Below are 17270 nucleotides of genomic sequence, written 5' to 3' on the forward strand. Positions count from 1 at the left end.
ACCAAAACGCATCAAGTGCAGCGGACTGCTTTATGCGTTCCGGTTCAACAGCCCAACTAGCCCGTCTCAGACTACTTGTGCCGACCAGGCGTGCGCGACATCTCACAAGCCTTGTAGGCCTTGATCAGCATTTATACGCGTGCCGGGTTGGGCTTGGCATTCGTTGGCTACTCAATGAGCGCATGTCGTTGAGGTATTGGATACGTCTATCCACCGTTCGGTGCGCGAAATCTCTGCCCCCCGGCTTGGTCGAGAAAGCGCTCCAACTTCCCATCCATCCACAGATGGTGCAGATGCGCCAGTGCCTCTCCCATGGCAAAAGTCATCTGATGGGTGTCCAGCTTGCGTTGAAAGAGAATCGGCAAAGTATCTGCAGCGCTCAAGGCACGATCATGGGCTGCTTGCAAGATCTCCAAGAGCCGTTCCCGGTGGTGGTCTTGCAATTGGGCAATGCGTGTGGCCAAGCCTATAAACGGCTTGCCATGCGATGGGAGCACCAATGTGCTTTCCGGCAGATCCAGATACCGCAACAGCGAAGTCAAGAACAACTGCAGTGGATTGGCTTCGGGCTCGCTGGCATGGACGCTGACATTGGTCGAGATGCGCGGTAGCACCATGTCACCGCTGATCAAGGTGGTCAACTCAGCACAAAACAGCGCCATATGCTCGGGCGCGTGTCCGTAGCCGCTGATGCAACGCCACGCCCGGCCCCCGATGTCCAGCGTGTCTCCATCCATGATTCGGCGAAAGCGGGGGGGCAGCGCGGGCACGAGGGTCGGGAAATACGATGCTCGCCCACGTACATGGGCTAAAAAGGATGGGTCTTGCGCACCGTGCAGCGCGTAAAAGTCCGCCCCCGCTTCTCCGCCAAACCCTTGCGGGTCATAGACAGCGACCCGAGCCACGTTGTAGTCGGTAGCACTGATCCACAAGCGTACATCCCATCGCTCGCACAGCCAATGGGCCAAGCCGATATGGTCTGGATGCATGTGGGTCACGATGACGCGCAAGATAGGCAAGCCACCCAGGCAGTTCACAAAAATCTGCTCCCACTGCGCACGGGTCGCAGCACTGTCGATGCAGCAGTCCACCACGGTCCACCCGTCCAGCATGACACCGCCAGCGCCCAGTTGTCGGTCGCGCAGCAGCCACAGATTGATGTGATCCAGTGCAAAGGGAAGACCCATGCGAATCCAGTGGACTCCCGGCGCGATCTCGATGGAGCCGCCCTCGGAAGGGAGCGCGTCGCCCAGCGGGTAGTGGATCTGGTGTTCGAGTGGGTTCATGGCGAAGGTGTGATGGGTTAGCATTGACGTTAACGTAAACGTCATGCATTCGATGCATTGTAGGGAGCTGCCGCCACCGGGCTGTCTCCTGCGCGAAACCGATACTGCTGTGTGCAGCACCCACCATGGCCAATACTTACACCATCAGCGACCTTGCCAAAGAGTTCGATCTCACCACCCGGGCGATCCGTTTTTATGAAGACATGGGCTTGCTGCAGCCTGAGCGCACTGGATCTGCCGGACGCAACCGCGTGTACAGCGCACGCGACCGCACCCGGCTCCGCCTGACGCTGCGGGCCAAGCGCCTGGGCCTGTCACTGACGGAAGCCAAGGAGATCATTGACCTTTATGACAGCCCCCGTGATACGGGCGTTCAGCTGCGCAAATTCCTCGACGTGTTGGTGGTCCATCGCAAGCAGCTCGAAGAGCAGATGGCCGATTTGCAGGCCAACCTGGAAGAGGTGCGCGAGCACGAAGAAGAGGCGCGCTCGCTGCTGGCCAAGGTAGAAAAGCAAAATTGATTCATAATTGACGTTTACGTAAACGTAAATCAGGAGACTGTTGTGAGCACGCCCCCTTTTGAGCCGCGTTGCGCTGACTTTGCCGACCGCGTGCGCGACAGTTTTGCGCGCCAGGGCGCCATGCAGACCCTTGGCGCCTCGCTGGGCCTTGTGGCGCCAGGTGCCGTGGACATCAAACTCCCTTGGGCGGTCGGGCTGACCCAGCAGCACGGATTTCTCCATGCGGGCATGGTGGCCACAGCGCTGGATTCGGCGTGTGGATATGCCGGTTTCACCCTGATGGCGGCCGACGCTGCCGTGCTCACCATCGAGTTCAAGATCAATTTGCTGGCCCCCGCCAAGGGCGAGCGATTTCGCATGGAAGGGCGGGTGCTGAAGCCCGGCCGCACCATCACCGTGTGCGAAGGCCGCGCTTTCGCCATCGACGGCAGCCAAGAAAAACTCATCGCCACCATGGGGTGCACCCTCATGGCGGTCACAGGACGCGACAACATTCAGGGCTGAATCCGGCCCATTTCCCTACCTTCTACGAGGAGACAAACCCCATGAGCATTCCCGCCAACCTTCCCGGCCTCAACTTCCAGCTGGGCGAAGATATCGATGCCCTGCGCGACGCCGTGCGCGACTTCGCGCAGGCAGAGATCGCTCCCCGCGCGGCCGAAATTGACCGCAATGACCAATTCCCCATGGACCTGTGGCGGAAGATGGGTGATCTGGGCGTACTCGGCATCACGGTGCCCGAGCAATATGGCGGCGCCGCCATGGGCTACCTCGCCCACATGGTGGCGATGGAAGAAATCTCGCGCGCCAGTGCGTCGGTGGGCTTGTCCTATGGCGCTCACAGCAACCTGTGTGTGAACCAGATCAACCGCAACGGCAACGAGGCACAAAAGGCCAAGTACCTGCCCAAGCTCATCAGCGGCGAGCACGTGGGCGCGCTGGCCATGAGTGAGCCCGGCGCGGGCTCTGACGTGATCAGCATGAAGCTCAAGGCCGAGGACAAGGGCGGCTACTACCTGCTCAATGGCAGCAAGATGTGGATCACCAACGGCCCTGATGCAGACACCCTGGTGGTGTATGCCAAGACCGAGCCTGAACTGGGCGCGCGCGGCGTGACCGCCTTCCTGATCGAGAAGGGAATGAAGGGCTTCTCGATCGCGCAGAAGCTCGACAAGCTGGGCATGCGCGGCAGCCATACGGGCGAGCTGGTGTTCCAGGACGTCGAGGTGCCCGCAGAGAACGTGCTCGGTGGCCTGAACCAGGGCGCGAAGGTGCTCATGAGTGGCCTGGACTACGAACGTGCGGTGCTGACCGGTGGCCCGCTGGGCATCATGCAGTCCGTGATGGACAACGTGATCCCTTACATTCACGACCGCAAGCAGTTCGGCCAGAGCATTGGCGAGTTCCAGCTCATCCAGGGCAAGGTGGCCGACATGTACACCGTGCTGCAGGCGGGGCGATCGTTTGCCTACACGGTGGCCAAGAACCTCGATATGCTCGGCACCGACCATGTGCGCCAAGTGCGCAAGGATTGCGCCAGCGTGATCCTCTGGTGTGCCGAGAAAGCCACCTGGATGGCGGGCGAAGGCGTGCAGATTTATGGTGGCAACGGCTACATCAACGAATACCCGCTGGGCCGCCTCTGGCGCGATGCCAAGCTGTATGAGATTGGTGCGGGCACGAGCGAAATTCGTCGCATGCTGATCGGCCGTGAGCTGTTTGCTGAAACCTGCTGAGCTTCTATCTAATCATTGAGACCCAAGGACAACATGCCCTCCTCCATCGAAGACCTGTTTGTTCACAACCGCGCCTGGGCGGCCCAGATGGAGCGCGAGCGGCCCGGCTTCTTCACAAGCCTGCTGGCGCAGCAAAAGCCCAAGTACATGTGGATCGGTTGCTCCGACAGCCGGGTGCCTGCCAACCAGATCACCGGCCTGGAGCCCGGTGAAGTGTTTGTGCACCGCAATGTGGCCAACGTTGTGGTGCCTACCGACCTGAACTGCCTGTCGACTATCCAGTACGCGGTGGATCAGTTGCACACCGAGCACCTGATGGTGGTGGGGCACTACGGCTGTGGTGGCGTGCTGGCGGCGTTGGAGGGTACGCGCGTCGGCTTGGCCGACAACTGGATCCGGCATGTGCAGGATGTGCGCGACCGCCACCGTGACCTGATTGCCGCCACCGCCCCAGAGTGGCGCCATGACGTGTTGTGCGAACTCAATGCCATCGAGCAGGTCGTCAACATTGCCCAGACCACGGTGATGCTCGACGCCTGGGGCCGGGGCCAGAAGGTTACGCTGCACGGCTGGTGCTATGGGCTCAAGGATGGTCTCATCAACAACCTGCACATGTCCGTGGGTAGTACGGAAGGCCTGGACTCGCTGTACAAGGCCGCGATCGCCGGTGTGGCTGCCGTCAAAAGGCAATAGCCAACCACCGCATCCCCTCAACGGCTGAGCACCCGCCATGTTCCCACAACGGCTTGACGCTCCCCAGGCCTACGGCATTGCCAAGGCCATGATGGATGGCTTCAACCGGCACTACCGGTTGTTCCGCACCGAGTCCGCGCGGGCCAAGCACCGCTTTGAAACCGGCGACTGGCACGGCCAGCAGCGGGCCCAGCGCGAGCGTATCGAGTTCTACGACCTGCGCGTGAAAGAGTGTGTGCGCAGGTTAGAGAAAGAGTTCGAGGCGGGTGCACAGCCCATGGACGTGTGGCACCAGGTCAAGCTGCACTACATCGGCCTCTTGGTCAACCACCACCAGCCCGAACTGGCCGAGACCTTCTTCAACTCGGTCACCACCAAGATCCTGCACCGCACGCATTTTCACAACGACTTCATCTTTGTGCGGCCTGCGGTCAGTACCGAATACATCGAAAACGAAGAGCCCGCAGCGCGCCCCACCTACCGCGCCTATTACCCGTCGCGAGACACGCTGGGCGAGACCTTCCAGGTCATCATCGAGAACTTCCAGCTGCAGCGTGAATTTGCGGACTTGGGCCGAGACACCGCCTGCGTGGTGGGCGCCATGCGCGGCCGGCTCGACAAAGTGAGGCTGCGCGCCAACTTCCAGATCCAGGTGCTCACCAGCCTGTTCTTTCGCAACAAAGGCGCCTATGTCGTGGGCAAGATCATCAACGGCTTCAACGAAGTGCCGTTTGCACTGCCCATCCTGCACGACGACAACGGCAGGCTGTTTATCGACGCGGCCCTGTTTGGCGAAGATGACATGCAGATGCTGTTCAGCTTCGCACGCGCCTACTTTATGGTGGACATGGAGGTGCCCAGCGCCTACGTGCAGTTCCTGCGCAGCCTCATGCCGCGCAAGCCGCGGGCCGAGATCTACAACGCCCTGGGCTTGGCCAAGCAGGGCAAGACGCTGTTCTACCGCGACTTTCTGTACCACCTGAAGCACTCCAGCGACCAGTTCCGCATCGCGCCCGGCATCAAGGGCATGGTCATGCTGGTGTTCGATCTGCCGAGCTTTCCCTTCGTGTTCAAGCTCATCAAGGACTACTTCCCGCACCAGAAGGAAACCACGCGCGAGCAGGTCAAGGCCAAGTATTTGCTGGTCAAGCAGCACGACCGCGTGGGCCGCATGGCCGACACGCTCGAATACAGCGAGGTGGCCTTTCCGCGCAGCCGGTTCGACGATGCCCTCATTGCCGAGATCGAGAAGTTCGCCCCCAGCCAGCTCGAAATCAGCGACCGTGATGGCGACGGCCAGACGGAGGTGATCATCAAGCACCTGTATATCGAGCGGCGCATGATCCCGCTCAACATCTACCTGCAGGAAGCCTTCGACACTGGCCTGTCAGACCCGCGCGCGCGCCAGCAGATGGAGCACAGCGTCATCGAATATGGCAACGCCATCAAGGACCTCGTGGCCGCCAACATCTTCCCGGGCGACATGCTCTGGAAGAACTTTGGCGTCACGCGCAACGGCAAGGTCGTTTTCTACGACTACGACGAGATCGAATACCTCACCGACTGCAACTTCCGCCGCGTGCCCACGCCGCGCAATGAAGAAGAGGAAATGAGCGGCGAGGTCTGGTACAGCGTCGGCCCGCGCGATGTGTTCCCTGAAACCTTCGGCCCCTTCCTGCTCGGCAACGATGCCGTGCGCGAGGTGTTCATGCAGCACCACGCCGATCTGCTCGACGCTGCCTTCTGGCAGTCGCACCAGGAACGCATCCGGGCGGGCCACATGTTTGACGTCTTTCCCTACGACACAGACCGGCGCTTTGCGCACGGCTCAGCAGTCCGGTAGCCCCCTGCATTCACCCCTCCCCAACATTTCATCCGAACCATTTCACAGGAGACCATCACCATGTCTGCATCCACCCAAGACCCCATCGTCATCGTCGGCGCCGCACGCACCCCCATGGGCTCGCTGCAGGGCGACTTTTCCAGCCTGGCCGCGCACGACCTAGGCGGCGCCGCCATCAAGGCCGCCATCGCGCGTGCCGGTGTGTCGCCTGACGCCGTGGGCGAAGTGCTGTTCGGCAACTGCCTGATGGCTGGGCAGGGCCAGGCACCCGCGCGCCAGGCGGCGTTCAAGGGCGGCCTGCCCAAGGGCGCTGGCGCCGTCACGCTCAGCAAGATGTGCGGATCGGGCATGAAGGCCGCGATGATGGCGCATGACATGCTGCTGGCCGACACGCACGACGTCATGGTGGCAGGCGGCATGGAGAGCATGACCAACGCTCCCTACCTGCTGCAAAAAGGCCGGGGCGGCTACCGACTGGGCCATGACCGCATCTTTGATCACATGATGCTCGACGGCCTGGAAGACGCTTACGAAGCGGGCCGCAGCATGGGCACCTTTGGCGAAGACTGCGCCGCCAAGTACCAGTTCACCCGCGAGCAGCAGGACGCGTTTGCCACCGCCAGCGTGCAGCGCGCCAAGGCGGCCACCGAGTCCGGCGCTTTCGCGGCCGAGATCGTGCCCGTCACCGTCAAGACCCGCGCGGGCGAGACCGTGGTGTCGGTGGACGAAGGCCCCGGCAAGGTCAAGCTCGAAAAAATCGCCACACTCAAGCCCGCCTTCAAGAAGGACGGCACCATCACCGCCGCGTCCAGCTCCAGCATCAACGATGGCGCCGCCGCGCTGGTGATGATGCGCGAATCCACCGCGAAGAAGCTGGGTTGCAAGCCCCTGGCCCGCATCGTGAGCCACGCCACGCATGCGCAAGAGCCCGAGTGGTTCGCCACTGCCCCGTTGGGGGCCACGCAGAAGGCGCTGGCCAAGGCCGGCTGGCAGGTTGGCGATGTGCAGCTGTGGGAGATCAATGAAGCCTTCGCGGTGGTGCCCATGGCGCTGATGAAGGAGCTGGATCTGCCCCACGACAAGGTCAATGTGAACGGCGGCGCCTGCGCTTTGGGCCACCCCATCGGCGCCAGCGGTGCACGCATCATGGTGACGCTGATGTACGCGCTCAAGGCGCGCGGCCTGACCAAGGGCCTGGCCACGCTGTGCATCGGCGGCGGAGAGGCCACGGCCGTGGCGCTCGAACTGGTCTGACGATGGAGAGGGATGGGATGATTCCCATCTCTTCACAAGGACCGCGATGACCGCACCATCTCCCGAGATCACCACCTTCTGGCGTGAATTTGTCGATGCCCAGGCATCGCTCCAGGCCCAGCCTCTGCGCGAGCGGGTCGAGTCGGCCAACGTGCTCATCGAGCGTCACCTGAGCGGCCTGGCGCTGGAGATGTCTGGCGGCGACAGCGATGCGATGGTGGATCTCATCGTCACCGCCCACGGCAGCATCGACAACTTTCCGTTGCTGATGGAGGTGGTGGCTGCCGCCCCCACGCTGCAGAACTACCGGTTGCGCGCGTTCCGGGAGCGCACCACGCAGCCCGACTTTCCCATCGGCATGGAGGGCTTTGAGCTGTCCACATCGGAGGTGCTGGTCGCCTGCGGACAGGACGATGGCCAGGCCGCGCTGGAGATCCGCTTTGGCCGCGAGATCCCCAGCGACTACCAGGACCACGCGCGCAACATGGCGTTCATCATGCTCGACCATGTTCTGGGCGAATACGACTTCGCCGTCAAGGTGGGCGCGGTGGATTTTGTGGAGGAAGCCTCTGACCCGCTGGCACCCTGGGTGCCCCTGAGCCAGTTTGTGCCGGTGTTCGACCGCTATTGGGTGGACACCCTGGGCCGCACCAGCGACTTCCCTGCGGGCGAGCACGACTGGTCGGGCATGACCTTGTCGTTTGGCGGGCAGGACGATGAGGATGGCAGCGGTGACGAGGCTGAAGACAAGGCCATTGTCATGGTCAACCGCAGTGCTAACCCCGTGGCCATGCGCGCCGATCTGGCCTACGCGCTGACCCTGGACCTGGCCGTGGGCAACCGCGATCAGCTGGCCGCCGTGCAAGACCTGCAGGACCAGGCAGCCACGCTGCTCGCGCTGCCGCAGCTGGGCATCATGGCCTACACACTGACCCGCGCGGGGCGCCGCAAGGCCGTGTATTACGTGGGCGACAAGCAGCTGGCCATGCAGACGCTCGCACCTTTGCTGCTGCGCGACGAGGCCGAATCGCTGGAGCTGACCTTCGCGTTTGATCCCGCATGGTCAGGCTATTTCGAGTTTGCCGTGCATTGCCCGTGAACTCTTTCAACCCCTTGCAGGCCACACCATGATCGAAACGCTCGAACAATTGCGCACCCTGTACGCAGCCCCCGGCGAGCGGGCCCTGCGCAAGCAACAACAGCAGCTGGATGGGCACTGCCAGCGCTTCATTGCCCTGTCGCCGTTCTGCGTGGTGGCCAGTGGTGGCGCTCATGGTGCTCTGCTGGATGCCTCGCCGCGCGGCGGTGCGCCGGGCTTTGTGAAGTCACCCGATCCCCACACCCTGCTGCTGCCCGATGCGGGCGGCAACAACAGGCTCGACACCCTGACCAACCTGTTGAGTGACCCGCGCATCGGCCTGCTGTTCATGATCCCGGGTGTGGATGAAACCCTGCGGGTGAATGGCACCGCACGCCTGCGCGACGAAGCGCTGTACACCGACTTCTTCACGGCCGAGCGCCAGCGCCCCAAGATCGTGATCGAAGTGCGTGTGGCCGAGGCGTACCTGCACTGCTCCAAGGCCTTCATGCGCTCGCGGCTGTGGTCCGCCGATGCGCAGGTGGACCGCGCGCAACTGCCCACCATGGGCCAGATGATTCACGACCAGATGGGCCTTGCGACCGAGCCCGAGTCGCAAGTGGCGATGCTGCAGCGCTACCGCGCCCAACTGGCGCAAGAGCAGCAACTCGGCGACGCTTGAGGGGATTGATGTTGAATACTTCTGTTTTGATAGCTTTCAGCGCTTGATGGATAAGCGCTAGAGCCCAATTTCATTCATATTCCCTCTATGAAATCCATATTGGTCATCGGCGCATCGCGTGGCATTGGGCTGGAGCTCGTGCGCCAGTACACCGAGGCGGGCCGCCGCGTCATCGCTACCGTGCGCGACGATGCGGGCAGCGAGCGGGTACAGGCCCTGGGCGCCGAGGTGTTGACCGTGGACGTGGCCAACCCTGCCAGCGTCAGCGGGCTGGCCTGGCAACTGGACGGCGAAAAGATCGAGACCGCCTGGTATGTGGCCGGTGTCATCCGCCGCCCCAATGCGCTCACGCCGCCCACCCAGCAGGACTTCGATGCCGTGATGCACACCAACGTGCTGGGCGCCATGCAGACACTGCCGCAGGTCGCGCCCCTAGTGGCCGACGCGCAGGGCGTGTTCGCTTTCTTGTCTTCGTCCATGTCGCAGATTGGCAGCGTTCCCAACAGCGGCTCCTGGCTGTACCGCACCAGCAAGGCGGCGCTGAACATGGCCATCGCATCCGCCCAGCACGACTACCCGAACGCCACCCTCATCACCATCGACCCCGGCTGGGTGCAGACCGACATGGGCGGCGAAGGCGCTGCGCTGACCGTGCAGGACAGCGTGCGCGGCCTGCGCGCCACCGTGGCGGGCGTCACGGCCGCCGACAAAGGCCGCCTGCTGCACCACGACGGGCGCCGCGCCACGCACTGGTAGCCTGGCGGCTATCAGGCTGCCGGATCGATGCAAGATTTGGACTGGCGCCCGGTGGAGTGGATCCGCAAAATTGCGTGGCGCTGGCTGCCTGAAAACGGCTTCCTGCGCGGGCTGGCTAAAGAGAGGGCCAGCTCCATGCAACCCAACCGGGAGTCCAAAAAATGTGTGATTGTCTTGCTACCCCGGCGGCGCTTGCGCCGTCCCGCCGCCGCCTTCTGGGCGGTGCCGCAGCCTTGGCTGCCCTGGCCTCCAGCGCCCGCGTGCTGGCTGCAGACACCCCTTTGCCCGACAACCGAATCGGCCCCGACGCAGCGCTTGCGCGGCTGGTGCAGGGCAATGCCCGCTACGTGGCGGGCCGTTCCACGCAGCGCGACTTTTCGGTGGGCCGGGTGGCGCGCACCACCGGGCAGCGGCCCTTTGCGGCCATCCTGAGCTGCGCGGATTCGCGCATTGCGCCCGAGCTGGCGTTTGACCAAGGGCCCGGCGATCTGTTCGTGGTGCGGCTGGCGGGCAACTTCCTGAACGACGATGCGCTGGCCAGCATGGAATACGCGATCGAGGTTCTGCAGGTGCCGCTCATTCTCGTGCTCGGGCACAGCAACTGTGGCGCTGTTTCCGCCACCATCAAGGTGGTGCAGGAGGGCACCCAGCTGCCCGGCCATCTGCCGGGGCTGGTCAACGCCATCCGCCCGGCCGTCGAGGCGGCGCAGCGCCGCCAGCCCGCCAACTTGCTGGTGGCCGCCACCGAGCAGAACGTGCGGCTCAATGTGGCCCGGTTGACCACCTCTGAACCCCTCCTGGCCGGGCGCATGGCCAGCGGCGCCATCCGCGCCGTGGGGGGCGTGTACGAGCTGTCCAGCGGCAAGGTCTCGCTGGTCTAGCCCCCGGGTACGCAGGAGCACGTAGTCCGCCCGCCCTTAGCGGGCGCGCCCGCAGACGCGGGCAAAATTGCATGTTGACTCGCCGGTAGGTGCCTGGACATCCAGAGCCTGCCGGCGCCGAACGATCCCAAGGAGACAACATGCTGCTGACCCAAGACCAGGAAATGATCCGCGACGCGGTGCGCGACTTTGCGCAAGAACAGCTGTGGCCCCACGCCGCGCGCTGGGACAAGGAACACCACTTCCCCAAAGAGGCGCACCAGGGCCTGGCTGCACTGGGTGCCTACGGCATCTGCGTGCCCGAAGAGTTCGGCGGTGCCAACCTGGACTACGTGACGCTGGCGCTGGTGCTGGAAGAAATCGCCGCCGGTGATGGTGGCACCAGCACGGCCATCAGCGTGACCAACTGCCCCGTCAACGCCATCCTCATGCGCTATGGCAATGCACAGCAAAAGCGCGACTGGCTCACGCCGCTGGCGCGCGGCGAAATGCTGGGCGCCTTCTGCCTGACCGAGCCGCATGTGGGTTCCGACGCCTCTGCACTGCGCACCACCGCCGTAAGGCAGGGCGACGAATATGTGATCAATGGCGTCAAGCAGTTCATCACCAGCGGCAAGAACGGCCATGTGGCCATCGTCATCGCCGTGACCGACAAGGGCGCGGGCAAGAAGGGCATGAGCGCCTTCCTCGTGCCCACCAGCAACCCCGGCTATGTGGTGGCGCGGCTGGAAGACAAGCTGGGCCAGCACAGCAGCGACACGGCGCAGATCAACTTCGACAACTGCCGCATCCCGGCCGAGAACCTCATCGGCACCGAGGGCGAGGGCTACAAGATCGCCCTGGGCGCGCTCGAAGGCGGGCGCATCGGCATTGCCGCGCAGAGCGTTGGCATGGCGCGCAGCGCGTTTGATGCGGCGCTGGCGTATTCGAAGGAGCGCGAGAGCTTTGGAACCGCCATCTTCAACCACCAGGCCGTTGGCTTTCGCCTGGCCGACTGCGCCACGCAGATCGAAGCCGCGCGCCAGCTCATCTGGCACGCCGCCGCGCTGCGCGACGCAGGCCGCCCGTGCCTGAAGGAAGCCGCCATGGCCAAGCTGTTTGCCAGCGAAATGGCCGAGCGCGTGTGCAGCGCCGCCATCCAGACGCTGGGCGGCTACGGCGTGGTGAACGACTTCCCGTTGGAGCGCATCTACCGCGACGTGCGTGTGTGCCAGATATACGAAGGCACGAGCGACGTGCAGAAGATCATCATCCAGCGCGCGCTGGCCTGAGCCTGCTGGGCGCCATTGTCGGCGCCGCGACTGCTGCCTCCGTGCGGTGGTGACGGTTGCGCTGTGAGTGGGGCCGCAGCAGATGCGCTCTCAGCCATGCCCTGGTCGCTACCCGACGTACTCCCAAGCGCTGCCACGCGCCGGCGTCAACACGCAACCCTCCCAAAGTAGGGGGTGTTTGGTGCGGGAAGATGCCAACATCGGCCCGATGAACTCCGAACGCGTGCTCTCCTGGGACACCCTGGCACCTGCCGCCCAGCTGCAGTTGTTGGGCAACAGCTTCATGCGGGTGCGCGACGGCTGCACTGTCATGCCGCTGCTGGGGCTGCCGGGCTTGGCCTGGCTGTATTCGCTGGGCTTGTGGCCCCCTGGCATCACGCTGTGGTGGGGGGCGTCGTTGTTGCTGGTGGGGGCTGTGTGGGGCGTCTGGGGCCTGTGGCAGCGGGCCCTGAAGCAGCGCGACAGCCACGATGCGGCAACGCTGCTGGCCGTTTGGTTGCCTCGTGTGCAAGCGCTGGCTGCGTTGTACGGCGCGTTGGTGATGAGTTCTGCGGCCTCCGCTGGGCCCGACACGCCCTTTGAACTGCGCGTGGTGTTCATCTGTGGCTCCACGCTGGTGGTGTCGGCGCATGCCGCGCACCAGTCGGCGGCGCTGGTGGTTTTCAAGCGGTTCTTTTTCACCAGCTACGCGGTCAGCCTGTTGTCGGTGCCCTATGTGTTTCCCGATCACTGGCCGTACCTGTTGCCCATGCATCTGGCGTTTGGCGTGTTCTTTCGCAATGCGAGCATCAGCCATCAGTTCTTTCTGAGCAATGTAGACCTGACGGAGCGGTTCCGTGCCGCCAAGGGTGAGGCCGAGCAGGCGCTGGCTGTGAAGAACCAGTTCCTCGCCACCGCCAGCCACGACCTGCGCCAGCCCGTGCATGCCGTGGGGCTGCTGGCCGAATCCATCGCGCTGCGCAACCGGGACCCGGCGCTGGATGCCACGCTGCAGAACCTGCGCCAGGGCGTGCAGTCGCTGCAATGGATGTGCAATGCGCTGCTGGACCTGTCGCGCATCGAAGCGGGGGCCGTGCAGGCAAGGCCCCAGGCAGTGGCCCTGGCGCCGCTGCTGCGCGAAGTCGCTACGCTGCTGGGGGAATCTGCGCGCACCCGGGGCCTGGTTCTGCGCCTGCGCCCACCACCGGCCAGCGCCCGGGTGCAGGCCGACCCGATGCTGCTGCGCCAGTGCGTGGTGAACCTGGTGCACAACGCGCTGCGGTACACGCAGCGTGGCGGCGTGCTGCTGGCTGTGCGCCGCCGCGCCGGGCATTGGCAGGTGGAGGTGTGGGACACCGGCCCCGGCGTTGCCGCCGAGGAGCGCGAGCGGATCTTCTCGCCCTTCACCCGCAGTGCCTCGGCGCGCGTGGCAGACGATGCAGGCTACGGCCTGGGCCTGGCTGTGGTGGCGCGCTGCGCCGAGCTGATGGATGCGCCCCTGGGCCTGGTGTCGCGCCTGGGGCGCGGCTCGCGGTTCTGGCTGCGGCTGCCGCCTGCCACGTCCAGCGCAGTGGTCGTTGCGCCAACGCCCGCCACCGTGGCGCGCCAGGGCGGCCTGCAGGGCCGCTGCCTGGTGGTGGAGGACGACCCGCAGGTGGCCGCAGGCTGGCAGCAATTGCTGCAGGACTGGGGCGTGCAGGTGCGCTGCGCGGCCGATGGTGCCGAGGCACTGGGTTGGCTGGAACAGGGCTTCACGCCGCAGGCCATCTTCTGTGACCAGCGTTTGCGCTCCGGCGAGAGTGGGTTCGCCTTGCTCCAGCGCCTGCAGGCACTGTGCCCTGACGCCGCGCTGGCCATGGTCAGCGGTGAATGGGATTCGCCCGCGCTGCGCCAGGCGGAAGAAGAGGGCTACCTGGTGCTGCGCAAGCCGGTGGCGCCGGAACAGCTGCACGCCTTGTTGCGGCAATGGCTACCTGATTCGTCTGAAGACTATAAAAAAAATAGCTGCTAGCGCTTATTGGTAAAGCGCTGAAGGTTGTTTTGATTGATTTTTCTGCTGGCCCAGCCACTGGGCCAGCACCGCGTGCAACTCCACGGGGCTCACCGGCTTGCGCAGCACCAGGTAGCCCTCGTCCTCGGCATCCTGCAAGGCGGGCGCGTTGTGCTCGCCGCTGACCATGGCGCCGCGTGCAGCGGGGCAGCGGGCCAGCAGGGCGCGCAGCACGTCAAAGCCGCTCTCGCCCGTGTGCAGCCGCTGGTCGCAGAAGATGGCATCCGGCTCGAACCCTTCGTCGAGCTGGGCATGCGCCTCGGCCGTGGTGGTGGCGTATGCCGCCGTCATGCCCCAGGCCTCCAGCATGGCGCGCCAGGCCTTGATCACCTGGCGGTCGTCGTCCAGTACCAGGCAGCGGCCTTGCAGCAGGCGCATTGCCGTCTCGTCGCGGTGCAAGGCCACCGGGTCGGGTGGCACGGCCGTCGTAGTAGCCGCAGCGGTGTGGGCCGGCAGCCGCAGCCAGAAGCATGAGCCCAGCCCCGCCTGCGACACCAGGCCGTGGGTGGCGCCCATCTGTTGGGCGCAGCGCGCCACCACGGCCAGCCCCAGGCCGTGTCCGGCGTCGTTCATCTGGTCCGCACGCTCCCCTCGGTAGTAGGGGCTGAACACCCGGTACTGGTCCGCCACGGCGATGCCGACGCCGGTGTCCCGCACTTCCACCAGCCAGTCGCTGCCGCGCGCCCGCACGCTCACCAGCACCTTGCCTTGGGGCGTGTAGCGGATCGCGTTCTGCACCAGGTTGGCCAGCGCCTGGCGCAGCAGCACCGGTTCTGCCCACACGGTAGCTCCGCCACGCGGCACCCATAGCCGCAGGGCCAGCCCGCCGAGGCTGGCCTGCTCACGGAACAGGCGCACCACGTCGGCGAGCAGTGCGTTCAGGTCCACCACGCCCTTGGCGCCCAGCGGCTGGCCGGATTCCAGGCGGGCCAGGTCCAGCAGCGCGTTGAACAGCTGGTTCATGGCCTGCATGCTGTTGCGCAGGTCGGCAACCAGGGGGCGAAGAACCGGGTCGCTGTTGCGCAGGCTGATCGCCTCGACCATCAGCGACATGGCGTGCACGGGCTGGCGCAGGTCGTGGCTGGCGGTGGCGAGGAACAGGTTTTTCTCGGTCAGCGCGCTTTCGGCCTGCCGCCGGGCTGCCGCCAGGGCCGCGTTGGCCGTGCGGGTGCGACGGTACTGCCAAAAGCTGGCGCCCGCCGCCAGCAGGGCCAGCGCCACCGTGGCTGCCAGACCGATCTGTTGCATGCGCCGCACACGCAGCTCGGCATCCTGCACCCGATTGGCCTGCGCCAGCTGCTCGATCTGGCGCTGCCGTTCAGCGCTGTCAAAGCGCTCCTGCAGCGCGGCCACGGCCTGGTCGCGCTCGGTATGGAACAGCTCCTTGGCCAGCGCCTGCTGCTTGCGCGTGGTGGCCATGGCTTCGCGGTACAGGCCGGCTTGCTCGTACATGCGCGAGAGCTCGCCCAGCAGCTGCTCTTCCATGGGCAGGGACCCCGCTTCATGCACAAACCGAATGCCCGTCTCCACCTCATGCACGCCAGCCGCAATGCGGCCCTGGCCCATCAGCGCAAAGCCCAGGTTGGCCTGCGCCATTGCGGCCCCGTTCAGCTCGTGCGCGTCGCGGTACGCTGCCAGGGCCTCGCGCATCACGGGCTCGGCCGCGGCATAGGCCTTGCGCTGCAGCAGGACGTCGCCCAGATTGTTCAGCGCCGTGGCCTGGAGCCCGGTGAGCCCGCCGGCGCGGGCGATCTGCAGGGACTGCCGGTAGGCGGCCACGGCGGTGTCGAGGTTGCCCTGCACGTTTTCCACATTGCCACGGTGCAGGTGCAGCCAGCCCAGCGCCTGCTGGGCGCCCAGCTTTTCGGCCAGCGGCAGCGTCTCGCGAATGGTCTGCAGCGCGCGGTCGGGGTTCTTCATATCGAAGTGCAGCAGCTCCAGGTGGGTGCGCGACCGCAGCTCGGATGTGGCTGCCTGGCGCGGCAGCGTGCGCGAGAGTTCCAGGCTGCGCAGCAGGTGGGTCATCGCCGCTTCGAACTGGCCGTTGCTGCTGTGCAGGGCACCCAGCGTCAGGTGGTAGAGCCAGCGCACCCAGGGGTCGGGCACCTGCTCCGCCGCGCCCGCTTCGCGCGCCAGGGCGTCCAGCCCGGAGCCTGTCTTGCCCGCCACGGCCCATTGCCGGGCCTCGAAGCAGGTGGCAAGCACCTGCGTCGAGGCATCGCTGTGCGCAGCCGCAAGCGCTCTCAGTTGCGCTATGCCCTCGGTCACCACCGCAGCCTGCCCGGTCTCGAAGGCTGCGTCCGTCAGCGCCGCCAGGTAGGTGCGCCGGGTCGCGACATCGGCCGCGTTGGCAAAGCGGGTGGCGGCGGCCTGCAGCGCCTGCACGGCTTCGGCGCTGTTGCGTTGCGACAGGGTCTGCAGCCGGTCCAGCTCTGCCAGGTCCGGGTTCGGTACCTGTGCCCCTGCGGGCAGTGCCGTCTGCAGGCACAAGGCCGCGACCAGCACCACGGCCCGGACAAGGCGCATCAGGACAGCTCCAGCCGCCGGCCGCGCAACAGCGTGATGGCCTCGACCCGCGTGCGCACCCGCAGCCGCTCCAGGATGCCCGTCACGTGCTCCTTCACGGTGCTCTCGGCAATGTCCAGCTGCAAGGCGATGCGCTTGTTGGGCAGCCCCTGCAGCACCAGCGCGAGGATCTGGCCCTGGCGGGTGGACAACCCCAGCTCGGCCGGAGTCACCGGCAGATCGCGGCTGCGCGGCGGCTGGCTGCCCAGCAGGCCCGGCTCAAACCAGACCAGCCCGCTCAGCAAGGCTTCCACCGCCAGACCAAAGGTCTCAGGCGCTGCTTGTTTGTGGATGAAGCCCTGTGCGCCTGCCTGCCGGGCCTGCTCCATCACGGCGGGGTCATCGTCGCCGCTGATCACGGCGATGGGCATCCCGGGGCAGTGGCTGCGCACCTGGGCGATCAGGCCCACCGCAGCGCCTTCCGCCAGCCAGAAGTCGATGAGCGCGATGGCCGGTGTGCCCCGCATTTCCACCCAGCGCAGAAGATCGTCCGCCCCTGCGGCCTCAACCACCTCCATCTGCGGCAGGCGTGCGCGCAGGAACTCGGCCATGCCGTGCGCCACGAGCGGATGGTCGTCCAGGATGAGCGCGTAAGGGGAAGTGCGGGCCATGTAGTGGGAGAGGGTGGCTGCGCCTTGCGGCGCAGGCGCGCTGACAGCGCGGAGGTAGGGCAAA

The 17270-nt window shown here is 65.3% G+C and carries 15 protein-coding genes; 12 read left to right on the forward strand and 3 right to left on the reverse strand.

Annotation, left to right across the window (positions count from 1 at the left end; genetic code table 11):
* Positions 1-206: 206 nt before the first annotated feature.
* Positions 207-1286: an MBL fold metallo-hydrolase gene (locus tag AC2YJX_RS04830; RefSeq protein WP_487255427.1), complete on the reverse strand. Its 1080-nt coding sequence runs from the start codon at positions 1284-1286 to the stop codon at positions 207-209.
* 125 nt (positions 1287-1411) lie between these two features.
* Here AC2YJX_RS04830 and AC2YJX_RS04835 point away from each other — a divergent pair, with 125 nt between their 5' ends.
* From AC2YJX_RS04835 to AC2YJX_RS04890, 12 genes are all read left to right on the forward strand, one after another.
* Positions 1412-1807, forward strand: a complete 396-nt coding sequence (locus tag AC2YJX_RS04835) for a MerR family transcriptional regulator (RefSeq protein ID WP_121421270.1) — start codon at positions 1412-1414, stop codon at positions 1805-1807.
* A 42-nt stretch (positions 1808-1849) separates the two neighbouring features.
* On the forward strand, positions 1850-2311 hold the full coding sequence (locus AC2YJX_RS04840) for a PaaI family thioesterase (RefSeq protein WP_228895997.1): 462 nt from the start codon (positions 1850-1852) through the stop codon (positions 2309-2311).
* Between the two features lie 41 nt (positions 2312-2352).
* Complete coding sequence (locus tag AC2YJX_RS04845) at positions 2353-3543, forward strand: isovaleryl-CoA dehydrogenase (protein WP_228896000.1); 1191 nt, start codon at positions 2353-2355, stop codon at positions 3541-3543.
* A 33-nt stretch (positions 3544-3576) separates the two neighbouring features.
* Complete coding sequence (can, locus tag AC2YJX_RS04850; RefSeq protein WP_487255428.1) at positions 3577-4236, forward strand: carbonate dehydratase; 660 nt, start codon at positions 3577-3579, stop codon at positions 4234-4236.
* A gap of 37 nt (positions 4237-4273) precedes the next feature.
* On the forward strand, positions 4274-6079 hold the full coding sequence (aceK, locus tag AC2YJX_RS04855; protein WP_121421266.1) for a bifunctional isocitrate dehydrogenase kinase/phosphatase: 1806 nt from the start codon (positions 4274-4276) through the stop codon (positions 6077-6079).
* A gap of 60 nt (positions 6080-6139) precedes the next feature.
* On the forward strand, positions 6140-7333 hold the full coding sequence (locus AC2YJX_RS04860) for an acetyl-CoA C-acyltransferase (RefSeq protein ID WP_487255429.1): 1194 nt from the start codon (positions 6140-6142) through the stop codon (positions 7331-7333).
* Positions 7334-7379: 46 nt separating this feature from the next.
* On the forward strand, positions 7380-8432 hold the full coding sequence (locus AC2YJX_RS04865) for a DUF695 domain-containing protein (RefSeq protein ID WP_487255430.1): 1053 nt from the start codon (positions 7380-7382) through the stop codon (positions 8430-8432).
* Positions 8433-8460: 28 nt separating this feature from the next.
* Positions 8461-9093 (forward strand): pyridoxamine 5'-phosphate oxidase family protein, encoded by a 633-nt coding sequence (locus tag AC2YJX_RS04870; protein WP_487255431.1) that lies wholly within the window; start codon positions 8461-8463, stop codon positions 9091-9093.
* An 87-nt stretch (positions 9094-9180) separates the two neighbouring features.
* Entirely contained in the window at positions 9181-9849 is a 669-nt protein-coding gene (locus AC2YJX_RS04875) for an SDR family oxidoreductase (protein ID WP_228896009.1), read from the forward strand.
* 161 nt (positions 9850-10010) lie between these two features.
* Entirely contained in the window at positions 10011-10730 is a 720-nt protein-coding gene (locus AC2YJX_RS04880) for a carbonic anhydrase (RefSeq protein WP_055393000.1), read from the forward strand.
* Positions 10731-10870: 140 nt separating this feature from the next.
* Positions 10871-12001 carry an acyl-CoA dehydrogenase family protein gene (locus tag AC2YJX_RS04885; protein WP_487255432.1) on the forward strand — a complete coding sequence of 377 codons (1131 nt, stop codon included), beginning with the start codon at positions 10871-10873 and terminating at the stop codon, positions 11999-12001.
* A 208-nt stretch (positions 12002-12209) separates the two neighbouring features.
* Complete coding sequence (locus tag AC2YJX_RS04890; protein ID WP_487255433.1) at positions 12210-13991, forward strand: ATP-binding response regulator; 1782 nt, start codon at positions 12210-12212, stop codon at positions 13989-13991.
* A 3-nt stretch (positions 13992-13994) separates the two neighbouring features.
* Here the strand turns inward: AC2YJX_RS04890 and AC2YJX_RS04895 are convergent, their stop codons facing one another.
* Positions 13995-16556 carry a tetratricopeptide repeat-containing sensor histidine kinase gene (locus tag AC2YJX_RS04895; protein ID WP_487255434.1) on the reverse strand — a complete coding sequence of 854 codons (2562 nt, stop codon included), beginning with the start codon at positions 16554-16556 and terminating at the stop codon, positions 13995-13997.
* Positions 16556-17206: a LuxR C-terminal-related transcriptional regulator gene (locus tag AC2YJX_RS04900; RefSeq protein ID WP_487255435.1), complete on the reverse strand. Its 651-nt coding sequence runs from the start codon at positions 17204-17206 to the stop codon at positions 16556-16558. The genes AC2YJX_RS04895 and AC2YJX_RS04900 overlap by 1 nt, the downstream gene beginning before the upstream one ends.
* Positions 17207-17270: the final 64 nt, after the last annotated feature.

The organism is Acidovorax sp. SRI_002 (assembly GCF_057586455.1).